The organism is Mesorhizobium huakuii (assembly GCF_014189455.1).
Taxonomy (GTDB): Bacteria; Pseudomonadota; Alphaproteobacteria; order Rhizobiales; family Rhizobiaceae; genus Mesorhizobium; species Mesorhizobium huakuii_A.
In genome coordinates this window covers 130,408-147,328 of sequence record NZ_CP050296.1, presented here as the reverse complement: position 1 = coordinate 147,328, position 16,921 = coordinate 130,408, and the positions used below count along the sequence as shown (strand labels likewise).

The window sequence follows — 16,921 nt, the reverse complement described above, 5'->3', positions numbered from 1 at the left end:
AAAGAATTAGATCAAGAATTTGAGATCCATGTCATGAACGCACAGCACCTTCAACCGACCGGCTCCGCCTACTTCATCGCCAAGGAAACGGAACGGCCGGAGAACCACACGCTCTCCGTGCTGGTCGATAACGAACCGGGCGTGCTTGCCCGGGTCATCGGCCTGTTTTCCGGTCGCGGCTACAACATCGAGAGCCTGACCGTCTCCGAAACGGAGCATGAGAAGCACCTGTCGCGCATCACCATCGTGACGCGCGGCACGCCGCATGTGCTGGAGCAGATCAAGCATCAGCTCGAGCGCATCGTGCCGGTGCATCGCGTGGTCGATCTGACCGTGCGTTCGCACGAATTCGGACAGGAGCGGCCGCTGGAGCGGGAACTGGCGCTGGTCAAGGTCGCCGGCACCGGCGACGCCCGTGTCGAGGCGCTGCGGCTGGCCGACGCCTTCCGCGCCTCGGTCATCGACGCCAATACCGAGCATTTCATCTTCGAGATCACCGGCAAGGGCACCAAGATTGACCAGTTCATCGCCATCATGAAGCCGCTCGGCCTGGTCGAGATCTGTCGCACCGGCGTGGCAGCGATGAACCGCGGCCCGCAAGGGATGTAGAACCCGCTACCGCGCAAAGAGATCCGCTCAACGCCTGGCTCGATCAGTGGCCGGGCGCTGGGCTTTGCGCAGTCGGCGAAAAGCGACAATGATGCTGACGTATCTGGGAGGATAACATGTCACTCGACGCATTCCTCGCACTGCTCGTCTATGCCTTCGTGACCTCGATCACGCCGGGGCCGAACAACCTCATGCTCTTGGCATCCGGCGTCAATTTCGGCATCGCCAGGACGGTGCCGCACATGCTGGGCATCAGCATGGGCTTCCTGGTGCTGTTGCTTGCCGTCGGCCTCGGCCTTGGCGCTGTGTTGACGGCGTTTCCGGCGCTGCACACTGGACTGACGATCGCCGGTGCCGCCTATCTGCTCTATCTCGCCTGGAAGATCGCCATGTCGCGCTCATTGGGCGGCAAGGGTGCGGCGGAAGCGCGGCCGATGCGCTTCATCGATGCGGCGGCATTCCAGTGGGTCAATCCCAAGGCCTGGGTGATGGCGATCACCGCCATGGCTGTCTATGCCAATGCCGAGCATCCGTTCCTGTCGGTGGTGTTGATCTCGATCGCCTTCACCATCGTCAACCTGCCGAGCGTTTCGATATGGGCAGGATTCGGCACGGCGTTGCGGGGATTCCTGTCGGATCCGGTGCGACTGAAATGGTTCAACATCGCCATGGGCGTACTCTTGGCAGCGACCCTTTGGCCGATGCTCAAATAGGGCTGCCCGACGGTTCAACGGGCTTTGGCCGGTAGCCATAGCCGGCTGCCTATCCATTGTGCAGTGCACATTAAATCTTCGTAATGCCGTGTTTTGGCCCTTTTCCAACAAATGCGTGTCCTATCTATTCGGCGAAATCGCGGCAATCAGCCGTGAGTTGCGCTAGAATACGACCACCTGGCTATGGCGTGTCGGACGGAGAGGCCTTTGTCGATGCGTGGAAAAGTCATCCTTTCATTGCTTGCGATCGCCTGTGCGGGCGCGGCCTGGCTCTACCTTTCGCCCGACGCGCTGGGCAAGGTTCAGCAGCTCATCGGCGTAAAGCAGGTCGCGACATCAGACAAAGCGGCAGGTGACAAGCAGGCAGCAGGGGGCAAGCAGGGGGCCGGCGGCAATGGCGCCCGTTCGGCCTCGATTGTTTCGGCGACGGCAACGACGGCCGACTTCCCGATCCGGCGCTATGCCATCGGCTTCGTCTCCTCTCCAGCTGTGGTCAACATCAACGGACGGGTCTCCAGCCAGATCGTGTCGATCGATGTCAAGGACGGCCAGATGGTGAAGGCCGGCGACGTTCTGTTCCAGCTCGATGACCGCGCGCTCAAGGCGCAACTCGCCAAGGACCAGGCCACGCTCGCCAAGGACCAGGCGCTGCTTGCCAGTTCGAATTCCGATCTTCAGCGCGCCAAGGACCTTGTCGCCAAGCAGGCCGGTACACAGCAGACCTACGACCAGGCCGTAGCCGCGCAGAAGGCTGCGGCCGCCACCGTCGATGCCGACAAGGCGACGATCGACGCCGACAACGTCCAGCTTGGCTTTGCCACCATCACCGCACCGATTTCCGGCAGGCTTGGCGCTGTCAGCGTTGCCGTCGGTGATCTCGTTACCACCAGCAATGGCAACTCCAGCACCTCGACGCCGCTGGTGACCATCACCGAGATGGACCCGCTGCAGGTCAACTTCAATCTGCCGGAAAGCAACCTGGCGCTGCTGCACAAGGCGCTTGCCAATCCGCAGCAAGGCGCCGTGACCTTGACCAAGGACGGCGATCCGACGCCGATCGGCAAGGGCACGCTCGATTTCGTCGATTCCAGCGTCGACACCGCGTCGGGCACGATCGCCACGCGGGCGAGCATACCGAATGCGGACCTTTCGCTGTGGCCCGGCCAGTATGTGAATGTCATCCTCGACGCCGGCATCATGCCGCAGATGACCTCCGTTCCGACCGTCGCGGTGCAGCCCAGCCAGAGCGGGCCGTTCGTCTATGTGGTCAAGCCGGACAACACGGTCGAGATGCGGCCGGTGCAGGTGGCGCTGACCGAAGGCCAAAACAGCGCCATCAGCCAGGGCGTGAAGGCCGGTGAGAAAGTGGTGACGGAAGGCCAGACGAGGCTGAAGAATGGCGCCGCCGTGCATGAGGGTGCCGCGGCAGCCGCACCCAAGGTGGCCCAGGAGACCAACACAGGCGAGGCGGCCCGATGATCTCCGAATTCTGCATTCGCAGACCCGTTGCCACCCTTCTGATGTCATTCGCCCTCGTGCTGGGCGGACTGTTCGCCTACAAGTTCCTGCCGGTGGCGGCACTTCCGAGCGCCGAATTCCCCGTGGTCAATGTCTCGGCTTCGCTGCCGGGCGCCTCGCCGGAAACCATGGCGACATCGGTGGCGACGCCGCTGATCAAGCAATTCGCGACCATCGCCGGCATCGATTCCATTTCGACCACCAACTCGCTCGGCCAGACCTCGATCGCCATCCAGTTCGTGCTCAACCGTGACATCGACGCGGCGGCGCGGACGTGCAGGCCGCGATCGCGCGCACGCAAAAATCATTGCCGCCGCAAATGACGTCGCCGCCAAGCTACCGCAAGGTCAATCCAGCCGACGCGCCGATCCTCCTGATGTCGCTGGTCAGCGACACGGTTCCGCTGACAGATCTTGATGCCTTCGCCGAAAACGTCATCTCGCCGTCGCTGTCGACCATCGACGGCGTCGCGCAGGTCTCGATCTTCGGCCAGCAGAAATATGCCGTGCGCATCCAGATCGACCCGACCGCGCTTGCCGCGCGCGGCATCTCGATCGATCAGCTGCAGGCGGCTGTCGCGTCGGCCAACAGCAATACGCCTCTCGGTGTGCTGCAGAACAACAAGCAGCAACTAACCATCACCGCCAACACCCAGCTGACCAACGCCGCCGGCTTCTCCAACCTCATCATCGCAACCAAGAATGGCCACCCGGTACGGCTGGGCGAGGTGACCCGCGTCGTCGATTGGGTGCAGACGACGACGACCGCAAGTTGGTACGATGGTACCCGCGCGATCATCATGGCGGTGCAACGCCAGCCCGATGCCAACACGGTCGACGTCGTCGACAGGGTGAAGGCGATGCTGCCGTCCTTCCAGGACCAGATGCCGGGCGCCGCCCAGATAAAACTGCTCAACGACCGTTCGACCTCCATCCGCCAGGCCGTCAACGACGTGCAGTTCACGCTGCTGTTGACCATCGCGCTGGTGGTGATGGTGATCTTCGTGTTCCTGCGCCGGGTGACGGCGACCATTATCCCGGCCGTGGCGGTGCCGATCTCGCTGATCGCCACGCTCGGCGCGATGTTCCTGTTCGGCTTTTCCATCGACAACATATCGCTGATGGGCCTGACGCTGGCGGTGGGCCTCGTCGTCGACGACGCCATCGTGATGTTGGAAAACATCTTCCGCCATATGGAAGAGGATGGGTTGTCGGCCTTCGATGCGTCGCTGAAGGGCGCGCGCGAAATCGGCTTCACCATCATCTCGATCTCGATCTCGCTGGTGGCCGTGTTCATCCCGGTTCTGCTGATGGGCGGCGTCATCGGGCGCATCTTCAACGAGTTCGCCGTCGTCGTGACGGTCGCCATCCTGGCGTCGATGTTCGTGTCGCTGACGCTGACGCCGATGCTGTGCTCGCGGCTGCTGTCGGTGACCAAGGCCGATCGCGACAAGCATGGCCCTGGCCATAAGCAGGACCTCATCACACGCGGCTACGACCGGGTTCTGACTTTCTGCCTGCGGCACACCTTCCTGGTGTTCCTCGTCTTTGTCGGCACCGCGGCGGCGTCGGTGTGGCTGATCCAGGCCTCGCCGAAGGGCTTCTTCCCGCAGGAGGATATCAGCCAGATCTCGGTGACGACCATTGCGCGCCAGGACATTTCTTTTGACGCCATGGTGAAGCTGCAGGGGCAGGTGGCAAGCGTCTTTTCCCATTCGCCCTATGTTTCGCATGTGGCATGGTCGGCAGGCAGCGGCAACAATGCACTGAACCAGGGCCAGCTCTATGTGCAGTTGAAGGACAAGAGCCAGCGACCCGACATCGAGAAGGTGCAGGCTGACCTGCGCAAGCAACTGGCCGGCGTGGCGGGCATCGAGACCTACATGCAGCCGGTGCAGAACCTGCGGCTCGGTTCACGGTCGTCGGCCAGTGCCTACCAGCTCGTGGTTCAGGGCCTCGATACGGGCCTGACCGACCAGTGGGCGCAGAAACTGAATGACGCGATGGCGGCCGACCACACGACCTTCACCGACGTCACCAGCGACCTGCAGAACAATGCGCTGCAGGCATCGCTGGTCATCGATCGCGACAAGGCTGCCCAGCTCGGCATCGATACCGACACGCTGCGCTCCGCCCTCTATGGCGGTTTCGGCACCGACCAGGTTTCGACGATCTTCGGTTCGGCCGACAGCTACGAAGTCATCACCGAGCTCGATCCCAAGATCGAGTGGTCGCCCGAGCGGATGCTCGCCATCCAGATGCGGACGGCGAGCGGCTCTCTGGTTCCGCTTGGCGCCTTCGCCCGGGTCGACCGCACGGCCGGCGCCTTGACGGTCAACCAGCTCGGCCAGCTTCCCGCCGTGACCATCTCCTACAATCTGCCGCAAGGCGTGGCGCTGGGCGACAGCGTGACGCGCATCAACGCGCTCAAAGAGCAGATCGGCATGCCGACGGCGATCTCGACCACCTTTGCCGGCACGGCCAAGACCTTCCAGGACTCACTGGCCAACCAGGGCCTGCTGGTCGGCGGCGCGATCCTGACCATCTATATCGTGCTCGGCATTCTGTATGAGAGCTTCATCCACCCGCTCACAATCCTCACCGGCCTGCCGTCGGCGGTGTTGGGCGCGGTCGTTGCCTTGCGCTTCGCCGGCATGGATCTGTCCGTGATCGCGGTGATCGGCATTCTGATGCTGATCGGCATCGTCAAGAAGAACGGCATCATGATGGTCGATGTCGCGCTCGAATTGCGACGAGAAGGCATGTCCGCCAAGGACTCCATCCACAAGGCCTGCCTGATGCGTTTCAGGCCGATCATGATGACGACGCTGGCGGCACTGATGGGCACGTTCCCGATCGCGCTCGGCACCGGTGCCAGCGCCGAGCTGCGCCAGCCGCTGGGCGTTGCCGTTGTCGGCGGCCTGCTCGCCTCGCAGGCGCTGACCCTGTTCGTGACACCGGTGATCTACGTCTACATGGAGAATTTCTCGGGGTGGCTGGTCGGGCTGATGCCCAAGCGCAAGCCCGACTTGCCCGCGGTCGAGAATCCCGAGCAGCCTTCGCTGTTCGGCATCAACGACGACATCCCGGTCGAGCCGCAAAAGACGGCCGCCGAATAGCCGGCCAGCGGACGCTGATTTCCGCTGGCCCAAGCCGTCATGCTTGCAGCCAGCGGGTCGGAACCGTAATTTGTGGCCATGTCCCATGATCATGACCACGACAACGAACTCGATCCGTTTGCCGCGCGCGTGCGTGCGCTGGAAACCATCCTGACCCGCAAGGGGCTGATCGATCCAACGGCGATCGACGTCATCGTCGACACTTACGAGACCAAGATCGGCCCGCGCAATGGCGCCAGGGTGGTGGCGAAGGCCTGGAGCGATCCCGCTTTTGCCGATTGGCTCAAGCGCGACGCGACGGCGGCGATCGAATCGCTGAGCTATACCGGCCGCCAGGGCGAGCACATGCAGGCGGTGTTCAATACCGGGGATACGCACAACCTCGTCGTCTGCACTTTGTGCTCCTGCTATCCATGGTCGGTGCTCGGCCTGCCGCCGGTCTGGTACAAAGCGCCGCCCTATCGCTCGCGCGCGGTGATCGATCCGCGCGGCGTGCTCGCGGAATTCGGGCTGACGCTGCCGGCCGAGACCAAGATACGCGTCTGGGACTCGACGGCTGAACTGCGCTATCTCGTCGTGCCGATGCGGCCGAAGGGCACCGAAGGCTGGAGCGAGGATCGGCTGGCCGCTCTGGTGAGCCGCGATGCGATGATCGGCACGGCAGTCGCGACGGAGCCGGCATGAACGGGCCGCACGATCTCGGCGGGCAGATGGGCTTCGGCCCAGTTGCGCCCGAAAAGGACGAACCCTATTTCCATGCCGATTGGGAAAGGCGGGCGCTCGGCGTGACGCTGACGGCCGGCGCCATGGGCGCCTGGACCATCGACGAAAGCCGGCATGCGCGGGAATCGCTGCATCCGGCCGACTATTATTCCTCCAGCTACTACCAGATCTGGATCAAGGCGCTGGAGGTGCTGCTCAAGCGCCATGGTTTCGTCAGCGACCGCGATCTCGAGGCGGGTGAGGCGATCGACGCCGCGGCGACCCCGAAACGGGTGCTGAAGGCGGAAAACGTTCCTGCCGTGCTGGCCAAGGGCGGTCCCTGCAACCGGCCGATGGCGGAGCCGGCGCGGTTCAAGGCCGGCGACGCCGTGCGGACGAAGAATTTCAACCCGACCACCCACACCAGGCTGCCGCGCTACGCGCGCGGCAAGCCGGGCAGGATCGAGGCAGTGCGCGATGGCTTCGTCTTTCCCGACAGCAATGCGCATGGGCAAGGCGAAAATCCGCAATGGGTCTATACCGTGGTTTTCGACGGCACGGAGATCTGGGGCGAGGGCGCAGACCCGACATTGACCGTCTCGATCGACGCCTGGGAGAGCTATCTTGAGCCGGCCTGACGGGACCGCTGCCGATTTGCCCGTGGGCCTCGATGCGCCGGTTTTCGCCGAGCCCTGGCAGGCCGAGGCGTTCGCCATGACGGTGGCGTTGCATGACAAGGGCCTGTTCTCGTGGAGCGAGTGGGCGCAGGCGCTCTCGGCAGAGGTGAAGAAGCCGGGTGCGGCAGCCGACGGTCATGACTATTACGAGCATTGGCTGGCGGCGCTGGAAAGCCTGCTTGCCTCCAAGGGGCTGGCCGCCAGGCCCGATGTCGATGCGATGGCGCAGGCCTGGGAGCGCGCCGCACATGCCACGCCACACGGTAAGCCGATCCTGCTGGAGAACGATCCCGGACCGACCAGATAGGTCGTAGTGGTCTTACCGGTTGTTCTCTTTACGTTCTTGTTTGCTCCTGATAGCCTTACCGTCGGCGGCGCTGAGGCGTTCGCGACGCGTCGATGATGGTGGCGACTGTCTTGTCTTTCCCTTGCGAATCCGGTCTGTCGCGCTGATGGAATTCTCTCCCCAACAGGACGAGGCGCTGCAAGCGGTCGCCCGCTGGCTGCAGGCCGGCCAGCCGCAGCTGTTTAGGCTTTTCGGCTATGCCGGCACCGGCAAGACGACGCTGGCGCGCTATTTCGCCGAACATGTCGACGGCCAGGTGCAGTTCGCCGCCTTCACCGGCAAGGCCGCGCAGGTGCTGCGTTCCAAGGGGGCGGTCAATGCCCGCACCATCCATTCGCTGATCTACCGGCCCAAGGGCGAGGAATCGGTGGAGGACGAGGTGACCGGCAAGACCTCGATGTCGCCGACCTTTTCGCTCAACCGGCAGAGCCCGATCTCGCGTGCGAAACTGGTTGTCATCGACGAATGCTCGATGGTCGACGAGCAGCTCGGCCGCGATCTGATGAGTTTCGGCACGCCGATCCTGGTGCTGGGCGATCCCGGCCAGTTGCCGCCGATTTCCGGCGGCGGCTTCTTCACCGATCACGAGCCGGATTTCCTGCTCACCGAAATCCACCGGCAGGCGCGCGACAATCCGATCCTGCGGCTGGCGCTCGACGTGCGCGAGGGCCGCGAATTCATGCGCGGCGACTATGGCACGGCGCAGGTGATCGGCAAGGAAGACGTCAACCAGGAGCTGGTGCTGAAGGCCGACCAGGTGCTGGTCGGCACCAACCGCACGCGCCGCCGCTACAATCAGCGACTGCGCGAGCTCAAAGGCTTCAATGCCGACTATCCCCAGGCCGGCGACAAGCTGGTCTGCCTGCGCAACGATCCGGCCAAGGGGCTGCTCAACGGTTCGCTGTGGAAGGTGATGACCTCGTCGCGCGAGACGATCAAGCCAGGCATCAACCTGCTGGTTTCGCCGGAAGAGGACGATCCCGACCGCGGCGTTGCCAAGATCAAGCTGCTCAAGGCGGCGTTCGAGGATCCCGACGCCGATATCCCCTGGCAGCAGAAGAAGCGTTTTGACGATTTCGACTATGGCTATGCGCTGACCGTGCACAAGGCGCAGGGCTCGCAATGGAACGAGATCGTGCTGTTCGACGAAAGCTGGGCCTTCAAGGAAACCCGCCAGCGCTGGCTCTATACCGCGATCACCCGGGCCGCCGAACGGCTGACCATCGTCCGGTAGAGCTACGACGACGGCTTTTCTCGCACACCGACCTGCCGGGCGCCGAGCCATTCCCAGGCCTCTTCCTCATCCTCGGCCTTGAAATGCCGGAATTCGATGGGCGACGCCGCAGGCAAGGCGTGTCGCGCGTCCGGCGTCCAGTCCGGTGTGCCGATCGCCGCGCAACGGCCTATATGGTCCAGTGCGTGGGCCGCACCCTGTTTGAGGGTTTCGTCGGAAATGTCGGTCCAGTCGACGCCGTCGTGATCGACCATGCGCACGGCCACGTCGATTCGCTGGTGTAGCGCGTAGGCCGCCTCCAGCAGGCCGAACAGGTTTTCCGCATCGGCCGCCGAGACATGCCCGACCACATCGATGGCGAACAGGTCGTCGCGAGCAGTCTCGATGCGACGGATCGCCGGCACGGATTGCAGGAAATTCACGGCAGGGCCTCCTTTGGCGAAAGAACGCTGGTCTTCTGGAACACCGGAAACCCCCTATCTGTTCCCGTTAAAGACGCTATAGATGCCCGGTCTCAAGCGCGCCGCGGCTGAATTTGTGGCTTTGGCGCGCCGTCAACCCGCCTGTTTCACGGACGCCAGCCATGCCCGCAAAGCTTTCCGTCAACCTCAACGCCATCGCCGTGCTGCGCAACCGGCGCGACCTGCCATGGCCCAGCGTCACCGGCATTGGCCGGCTTGCCCTTGCCGCCGGAGCGCATGGGCTGACCGTCCATCCTCGTCCCGACGAACGTCACACAAGGCATTCCGATCTGCCCGAGATCCGAGCGCTGATCGACGATGAGTTCCCGCAGGCGGAATTCAACATCGAGGGCTACCCGAGCGAGGATTTCCTGGCGCTTGTGGAAAAGCATCAGCCCGAACAGGTGACGCTGGTGCCCGATGATCCGGCACAGGCAACCTCCGACCATGGCTGGAACTTCGCAGCCGATGCGGCGTTCCTGACACCGATCGTCAAACGTCTGAAGAAGGGCGGTTTCAGGGTGTCGCTGTTTTCCGATGCCGATCCCGCCGGCATGACGGCCGCACGCGATACCGGCGCCGACCGGATCGAGCTCTATACCGGTCCTTATGGCAGTTACCATTCCGATTCCGCAAAGGCGGCCAAGGAAGTGGAAAGATTGGGGAAAACAGCCGATGCGGCATTTGCCGCCGGCCTCCAGGTCAATGCCGGCCACGATCTGACGGTGGGCAATCTGCCCGCCCTGGCCAAGCGCATTCCGGCATTGGCCGAAGTGTCAATCGGACATGGGTTGACAGCCGACGCGTTGGAGTATGGCATGGCCGGCACGGTGGGCCGGTTCCTCAGAGCCTGCGGCTGGTAGGGGTAGAGCTTCGCTTTGCAGGTATGGCAGCCATAGCGTGCAATTGACGTCGCATCGCAGCATGCGTGAAGCACCGCGCGCTTGTCGGGGAGTGGTCCATGGACCTTGCCAGTCGCGGTAGCGAGGCCGAAACCGTCGAGCAATCGAGCCATTCCGCGGCCGAGCAGCACAGCACCAAGGTTCTGATGCTGGGCGCGCTCGGCGTTGTCTATGGCGATATCGGCACCAGTCCGATCTATGCCTTCCGCGAGGCGCTTCACGCTTCGCCCGGTATCGATACGCGCGCTCACGTGCTTGGCGTGCTGTCGCTGATCGTCTGGGCGCTAACGATCATCGTGACCATAAAATATGTCGCCTTCGTGCTTCGTGCCGACAACAAGGGCGAAGGCGGCACGTTGTCGCTGATGTCGCTGGCGCGAAGCGCCTATCCCAAGGGCGCGCGGCTCATACTGGCGATCGGCCTTTGCGGCGCGGCGCTGTTTTTCGGCGATTCGATCATCACACCGGCCATCTCCGTGCTGTCGGCGGTCGAAGGCCTCAAGGTGGTGACCCCGACACTGGACGCTTACGTCGTGCCGATCACGCTGCTCATCCTGGCCATCCTGTTCTCGGTGCAACGCTTCGGCACGGGAAAGGTGGCTGCGGTGTTCGGGCCGGTGACCGCGCTGTGGTTCCTGGCTATCGGCGTAGCGGGGCTCTATCACCTGATGGACGACCCATCGATCCTGCTGGCCATCAATCCGTATCACGCGGTCGCCTATCTCGTCAGCACACCCACGGCCGCCTTTGTCACGGTCGGCGCGGTGTTCCTGGCGGTGACCGGGGCCGAGGCGCTTTATGTCGATCTTGGCCATTTTGGGCGCAAGCCTATCGTGTTGGCGTGGTTTTCCGTGGTTTTCCCCTGCCTGCTGCTCAACTATTTCGGGCAGGGTGCCTTTGTGCTGGCCAATGGCGGGAGGCCGACCAATCCATTCTTCCAGATGCTGCCTGACTGGGCACTGATGCCGATGGTGGGACTGGCGACGGCCGCGACCGTCATCGCCAGCCAGGCAGTCATATCAGGTGCTTTTTCGCTGACCCGCCAGGCGGTGCAGCTCAACCTTCTGCCACGCATCGAGGTGCAGCATACGTCCGAAATGAAACTCGGCCAGATCTACATGCCCCGCGTCAATCTGCTCATCGCCTTGGGGGTGATGCTGCTGGTCGTCGGTTTCGGCAGCTCGAGTTCGCTGGCGTCCGCCTATGGCATCTCGGTGACCGGCGAAATGCTGATGACGACGATCCTGCTGTTCGTTGTCATGCGCAAGCTGTGGAAATGGAGACTGGCGGTCGCCCTGCCGCTGACCGTGCTGTTCGGTGTCATCGACAGTGGCTTCTTCCTGGCAAACATCGTGAAGATCTTCGAAGGCGGCTGGGTATCGATCACGGTTGCCTGCCTGATGGGGCTGATCATGGGGACCTGGATACGCGGCACCCGCTATCTCTTCGACAAAACCCGCCGCAACGAGATTCCGCTCGATTTCCTCGCCGCCAATCTCTTGAAGAAGAAGCCGCACCTGGTGTCGGGCACCGCGGTGTTCCTGACCAGCGATCCCTTGAGTTCACCGACAGCGTTGATGCACAGCCTGAAGCACTACAAGGTGCTGCATGAGCAGAACGTCATCCTTTCGGTGGTGACGGCGCCGCAGCCGGTGGTGCCGGACAGCGACCGGGTCAAGATGGAGACACTCAACGAGCTGTTCATGCGGGTGACGCTGACCTTCGGCTATATGGAGCAGCCCAACATTCCGCGCGCGCTGGCGATCTGCCGCAAGCAGGGCTGGAAGTTCGACATCATGACGACGTCGTTCTTCCTGTCGCGGCGCTCGCTCAAGGCATCGCCCAACTCCGGCATGCCGGTGTGGCAGGACCGGCTGTTCATCGGCCTGGCGCGCACGGCGGCCGATGCGACCGAATATTTCCAGATCCCGACCGGGCGTGTCGTGGAAATCGGCACGCAAGTCGCTATCTAAAGCAGATACGGCAGGTATTATTGGGCGCCCGCCATGCCCCCGCAGCCGCGAATTCAACCCGCGACCATTGGATTTACAGGCCATTTCCCAAGAGTCTAGCGTTGGCAGCATGGGAGCCATCACGCAACGGCACTTGATATTGCATTGCAGCAAGCGTAGAGCACCGCGCGCTTATCGGAGTGTCGTCCATGGCCCTTGCCAATGCTGGTAGTGAGGCAGAACCCGTCGAACAGTCGAGCCATCCGGAAATCGAACAGCATAGCACCAAGGTGCTGATGCTGGGCGCGCTGGGCGTGGTCTATGGGGATATCGGCACCAGCCCGATCTATGCCTTTCGCGAGGCGCTGGTGGCGTCGTCTCACGGCACCGTTGCTGATCGCGGCGATATTCTCGGTGTGCTGTCGCTGATCATCTGGTCGCTGACGATTACGGTTACGATAAAATACATCATGTTCGTGCTGCGCGCCGACAATCGCGGCGAGGGCGGCGTGCTGTCGCTGATGGCGCTGGCACGCGGCAGTTTCCCGAAGCGTTCAGCGGTGATTTTGGGTATCGGTATCGTCGGCGCCTCGCTGTTTTTCGGCGATGCGGTCATCACACCGGCGATTTCGGTGCTGTCGGCGGTCGAGGGTATGAACGTCGTCACGCCTGCTTTCCAGCCTTATGTGGTGCCGCTCACCCTGGTCATCCTCGCCATGGTGTTCGCGGTGCAGCGCTTTGGCACGGGTGGGGTGGGATTGGTGTTTGGACCGGTGACCGCGGTCTGGTTCCTGGCGATCGGCCTTTCCGGCCTGAAACATATCATCAACGATCCGGAAATCCTCCTGGCGATCAGCCCGCACTATATCGTCGCCTTCCTGATCCATTCGCCGGACGTGGCCTTCGTCACGGTCGGCGCTGTCTTCCTCGCCGTGACCGGTGCGGAAGCGCTCTATGCCGATCTCGGTCATTTCGGCCGCAAGCCGATCGTACTTGCCTGGCTGGCGATCGTTTTTCCCTGCCTGCTGCTCAACTATGCCGGGCAGGGCGCCTTCGTGCTGGCCAAGAATGGCATCGTCGGCCATCCGTTCTTCGAGATGAACGAGGGTTGGGCTCTGATTCCGATGGTGGTGCTGGCAACGGCGGCAACAGTGATCGCCAGCCAGGCGGTGATATCGGGCGCTTTCTCGCTGACCAGGCAGGCGGTGCAGCTCAACATGCTGCCGCGGCTGGAAATCCTGCACACGTCGGAAAGACAGTCCGGCCAGATCTACATGCCGCGTGTCAACCTGTTGCTGGCGCTGGTGGTGATGATGCTGGTGGTCGGCTTTGGCGAGTCCAGCAAGCTCGCCTCGGCTTACGGCATCTCGGTGACCGGCAACATGCTGGTGACGACGGTGCTGCTCTATGTCGTGATGACCCGCATCTGGAAATGGAAGCTGATGGTGGCGATCCCACTGACCGCACTGTTTGCCTTCATCGACGTCGGCTTCTTTGCGTCCAACATCGTCAAGGTGTTCGAAGGCGGCTGGGCTTCGCTTGCGGTGGCCTTCACCATCGTGCTGGGCATGTGGACCTGGGTGCGCGGCAGCCGCTATCTGTTCGACAAGACTCGCCGCAACGAGATCCCGCTCGATTTCCTCGCCGGCAATCTGCTGAAGAAGAAGCCTCAGCTGGTGTCCGGCACCGCGGTGTTCCTGACCAGCGATCCGCTCAGCGCGCCAACCGCTCTGATGCACAGCCTGAAGCACTACAAGGTGCTGCATGAGCAGAACGTCATCCTTTCGGTGGTGACCGCGCCGCAGCCGGTGGTGCCCGACAGCGAGCGGGTCAAGATGGAGACGGTCAACGAGCTGTTCATGCGGGTGACGCTGACCTTCGGCTACATGGAGCAGCCCAACATCCCGCGCGCACTGGCGATCTGCCGCAAGCAGGGCTGGAAGTTCGACATCATGACGACGTCGTTCTTCCTGTCGCGGCGCTCGCTCAAGGCATCGCCTAATTCCGGCATGCCGGTGTGGCAGGACAAGCTGTTCATCGGCCTGGCACGCACGGCGGCGGACGCGACCGAATATTTCCAGATCCCGACCGGGCGTGTGGTAGAAATCGGCACGCAGGTGGCGATCTGATCGGCTTGATCGCCTCGACCTAACAGGAGGCGGGCGTGAGCGGCGAATTGGTGCTTGTCACTGGCGGATCGGGCTTCCTTGGTGCCCATTGTATTGTCGAACTGCTGAAGGCGGGCTACCGCGTGCGCACGACGGTACGCTCCGCCAAGCGTGAGGCTGATGTCCTGGCCATGCTCAAGGCCGGCGGCGCCGAGCCGGGCGACAGGCTTTCCTTTGCCATCGCTGACCTCATGAGCGACGCCGGCTGGCCGCAAGCGGTCGCCGGCTGTGACTATGTGCTCCATGTCGCCTCGCCATTTCCGCCCGGCGTGCCCAAGCATGAGGATGATCTGATCATCCCGGCGCGTGAGGGTGCATTGCGGGTGCTGCGGGCGGCGCGGGACGCTGGCGCCAAACGCGTCGTGCTGACCTCGTCCTTCGCGGCCATCGGCTATGGCAAGATGCCGCCCGGGCCGTTCACCGAGGAGAGCTGGACCGATCCTAAGGGCAAGGTCAGCGCCTATGTGAAGTCGAAGACGCTTGCCGAGCGCGCTGCCTGGGATTTCATCGCCGCCGAGGGCGGCAGGCTGGAACTAGCGGTCGTCAATCCGGTCGGCATTTTTGGACCTGTGCTCGGCTCCGACCATTCGACCTCCACCGAATTTGTCCAGCGCATGATGAACGGCGCCATGCCGGGGCTGCCGCGTCTGTCCTTCGGCGTCGTCGATGCCCGCGACGTGGCCGACCTGCATGTGCGCGCCATGACCGATCCGGCCGCCAAGGGCGAGCGCTTCCTGGCTGTATCAGGCGATTTCATGACCGTGCGGGAAATCGCGCAGACCGTGAAAACGCGGCTCGGCGATGCGGCGGCGCGTGTCACGACGCGTGAGCTTCCCGATTGGCTGGTGCGGATCGTCGGATTGTTCAACGCGGAAGCCGCGCAACTGGTGACGGAACTGGGCAAGGTCAAGAATGCCACCAACGCCAAGGCGGTGCGTGTGCTCGGCTGGGCGCCGCGATCGCGCGAGGACGCGCTGGCTGCCACCGGCGAGAGCCTTGTTCGGCTCGGCCTGCTCAAGAAATAGCGCGGCGGCAGGAAGACCGGCCGCCGCGCAGTTTTCAGCCAGCCAGGGCGGCCTTGTTGGCTTCCAGGAACTGCTTCAGCGTCTGCGGCTTCCTGCCGGAAAGCGTTTCGACCGCGTCCGTCACCATGGCGATGCGGCCGGACCGCGTGTTGGCGTCGAAAGAAACGATGATGCGGGCGAAGTCTTCCGGAAGGCCCGCCGCCTTGACGCCTTCGGTCAGCGCCTCATCCGGCAACTGGATGACCTCCAGCGGCTTGCCGGTGACTTCCGTCACCAGAGTGGCGATCTCGCTCGTGGTATAGGCGTGCGGGCCGGTCAGCGTGTAGATATTGCTCTCCTTTGTGCCGGATGCGAGGCCTGCCGCGATCGCAGCGGCCATGTCGTCGCGGGCGCCGTGGGCGATGCGGCCGTCGCCGGCCGAGGAGTACCACTTGCCGGATGCAATGGCGTGCGGCAGCGCCAGGAACAGGTTCTCCTGATACCAGCCATTGCGGAAGATGGTGTAGGGGATGCCGCTCGCCTTGATCGCCTGCTCGGTGCCGTAGTGGTCGCCGGCGAACAGCACCGGCGAAACCGGCTCCGGATTGGGCATCGAGGTGTAGAGCAGATGCGAAACGCCTGCTTTCTTCGCAGCCGCCACCGCCGCCTCATGCTGCTTCAGACGCCTGCCGGTCTTGAGATCGAGATCGCCGGTCGAGACGATCAGCACGCGGTCGGCGCCAGCAAACGCCTTCTCCAGCGAAGCCGGATCGTTGAAGTCGGCCGCCCGGACGGTGACGCCAAGTGCCGCCAGATCGGCGAGGTTTTCGGGGTCGCGCGTGGTGGCGATGATGCTTGCCGGCGCGACTTTCTGAGCGTCCAGCAGATGGCGGATGACGGCGCGGCCAAGCTGGCCGGAAGCGCCGGTGACAAGGAGGGTTTCGGTCATGGGGAGATCCTGATTTTGCGCTAGCATGGCGGTTTGGGTAGTGGTCTCAAAAAGAGACCAGCACTAAAATAGGAATTGACCCGGTGCCGTAAAGAAGGCAGTTTTTCGGGAGGTAGGCACACGCAGGGAACCAGCCATGGACAGCCGGATCGTCAATCTGAGATCCAAACTCGACGTCTACAAGGCCATGACCGGCGGCGGAAACCTTGCAGATTGCCCCGTCCGTGAGGTCATCCAGGGGCTCAATGGCAAATGGAGTTCGCTGTTGATGGCGGCGCTGGCAGAACAGCCCTATCGCTTCGGCGAATTGCGGCGGCTGGTTCCCGACATCTCGCAACGCATGCTGACCCAGACGCTCTACGATCTGCAGCGCGACGGCTATGTGCATCGCGAAGTGTTCCCGACCAAGCCGCCCAGCGTCGAATACAGTCTGACTGATCTCGGACGCTCGATGTTCGGTGCCCTGCAGCATCTGCTGCAATGGGCAGAACTCAACCACGATGCCGTGCGCGAGGCACGTTCCGGTTTCGACGCAACACAGGCTTAAGCAGCCCGGCAGCGTTCGGCG

Annotated in this window: 14 protein-coding genes and 1 pseudogene; 13 read left to right on the top strand and 2 right to left on the bottom strand. The window is 63.1% G+C overall.

Features of this window, described 5'->3' with window-relative positions; all coding sequences use genetic code 11:
* Positions 1-33 precede the first annotated feature (33 nt).
* The 8 genes and pseudogenes from ilvN (at position 34) to HB778_RS00685 (ending at position 8,917) form a co-directional block, all read left to right on the top strand.
* On the top strand, positions 34-609 hold the full coding sequence (gene ilvN / locus HB778_RS00720; RefSeq protein ID WP_183460648.1) for an acetolactate synthase small subunit: 576 nt from the start codon (positions 34-36) through the stop codon (positions 607-609).
* Between the two features lie 116 nt (positions 610-725).
* Positions 726-1,322 carry a LysE family translocator gene (locus HB778_RS00715; RefSeq protein WP_183460645.1) on the top strand — a complete coding sequence of 199 codons (597 nt, stop codon included), beginning with the start codon at positions 726-728 and terminating at the stop codon, positions 1,320-1,322.
* A gap of 213 nt (positions 1,323-1,535) precedes the next feature.
* Complete coding sequence (locus HB778_RS00710; RefSeq protein WP_183460643.1) at positions 1,536-2,801, top strand: efflux RND transporter periplasmic adaptor subunit; 1,266 nt, start codon at positions 1,536-1,538, stop codon at positions 2,799-2,801.
* A pseudogene (locus HB778_RS00705) lies at positions 2,798-5,958 on the top strand (efflux RND transporter permease subunit). The gene HB778_RS00710 and the pseudogene HB778_RS00705 overlap by 4 nt, the downstream one beginning before the upstream one ends.
* Positions 5,959-6,036: 78 nt before the next feature.
* Positions 6,037-6,642 carry a nitrile hydratase subunit alpha gene (gene nthA / locus HB778_RS00700; RefSeq protein ID WP_183460640.1) on the top strand — a complete coding sequence of 202 codons (606 nt, stop codon included), beginning with the start codon at positions 6,037-6,039 and terminating at the stop codon, positions 6,640-6,642.
* On the top strand, positions 6,639-7,298 hold the full coding sequence (nthB, locus tag HB778_RS00695) for a nitrile hydratase subunit beta (protein ID WP_183460638.1): 660 nt from the start codon (positions 6,639-6,641) through the stop codon (positions 7,296-7,298). The genes nthA and nthB overlap by 4 nt, the downstream gene beginning before the upstream one ends.
* The gene (locus tag HB778_RS00690; RefSeq protein ID WP_183460636.1) at positions 7,285-7,644 is read left to right on the top strand and encodes a nitrile hydratase accessory protein; all 360 of its coding nucleotides are present in this window, start codon (positions 7,285-7,287) and stop codon (positions 7,642-7,644) included. Before nthB ends, HB778_RS00690 begins: the two co-directional genes overlap by 14 nt.
* A gap of 145 nt (positions 7,645-7,789) precedes the next feature.
* Positions 7,790-8,917: an ATP-dependent DNA helicase gene (locus HB778_RS00685; RefSeq protein ID WP_183460634.1), complete on the top strand. Its 1,128-nt coding sequence runs from the start codon at positions 7,790-7,792 to the stop codon at positions 8,915-8,917.
* 2 nt (positions 8,918-8,919) lie between these two features.
* On the opposite strand, the gene HB778_RS00680 is transcribed toward HB778_RS00685, so the two are convergent.
* Positions 8,920-9,339, bottom strand: coding sequence for an STAS/SEC14 domain-containing protein (locus HB778_RS00680; RefSeq protein WP_183460632.1), 420 nt, complete (start codon positions 9,337-9,339; stop codon positions 8,920-8,922).
* Between the two features lie 161 nt (positions 9,340-9,500).
* Between HB778_RS00680 and HB778_RS00675 the strand changes: the two genes are divergently transcribed.
* The 4 genes from HB778_RS00675 (at position 9,501) to HB778_RS00660 (ending at position 15,425) form a co-directional block, all read left to right on the top strand.
* The gene (locus HB778_RS00675) at positions 9,501-10,241 is read left to right on the top strand and encodes a pyridoxine 5'-phosphate synthase (RefSeq protein ID WP_183460630.1); all 741 of its coding nucleotides are present in this window, start codon (positions 9,501-9,503) and stop codon (positions 10,239-10,241) included.
* Positions 10,242-10,339: 98 nt separating this feature from the next.
* Entirely contained in the window at positions 10,340-12,253 is a 1,914-nt protein-coding gene (locus tag HB778_RS00670; protein WP_183460628.1) for a potassium transporter Kup, read from the top strand.
* A gap of 188 nt (positions 12,254-12,441) precedes the next feature.
* Positions 12,442-14,361, top strand: a complete 1,920-nt coding sequence (locus tag HB778_RS00665) for a potassium transporter Kup (protein ID WP_095202304.1) — start codon at positions 12,442-12,444, stop codon at positions 14,359-14,361.
* Positions 14,362-14,396: 35 nt separating this feature from the next.
* On the top strand, positions 14,397-15,425 hold the full coding sequence (locus HB778_RS00660; RefSeq protein WP_183460626.1) for an SDR family oxidoreductase: 1,029 nt from the start codon (positions 14,397-14,399) through the stop codon (positions 15,423-15,425).
* Positions 15,426-15,459: 34 nt separating this feature from the next.
* Here HB778_RS00660 and HB778_RS00655 read toward each other — a convergent pair whose 3' ends face one another.
* A complete protein-coding gene (locus HB778_RS00655; RefSeq protein ID WP_183460624.1) occupies positions 15,460-16,353 on the bottom strand; it encodes an SDR family oxidoreductase in 894 nt (297 codons plus the stop codon).
* 136 nt (positions 16,354-16,489) lie between these two features.
* Here HB778_RS00655 and HB778_RS00650 point away from each other — a divergent pair, with 136 nt between their 5' ends.
* Complete coding sequence (locus HB778_RS00650; protein ID WP_183460622.1) at positions 16,490-16,900, top strand: winged helix-turn-helix transcriptional regulator; 411 nt, start codon at positions 16,490-16,492, stop codon at positions 16,898-16,900.
* The last annotated feature ends 21 nt before the right edge of the window (positions 16,901-16,921 follow it).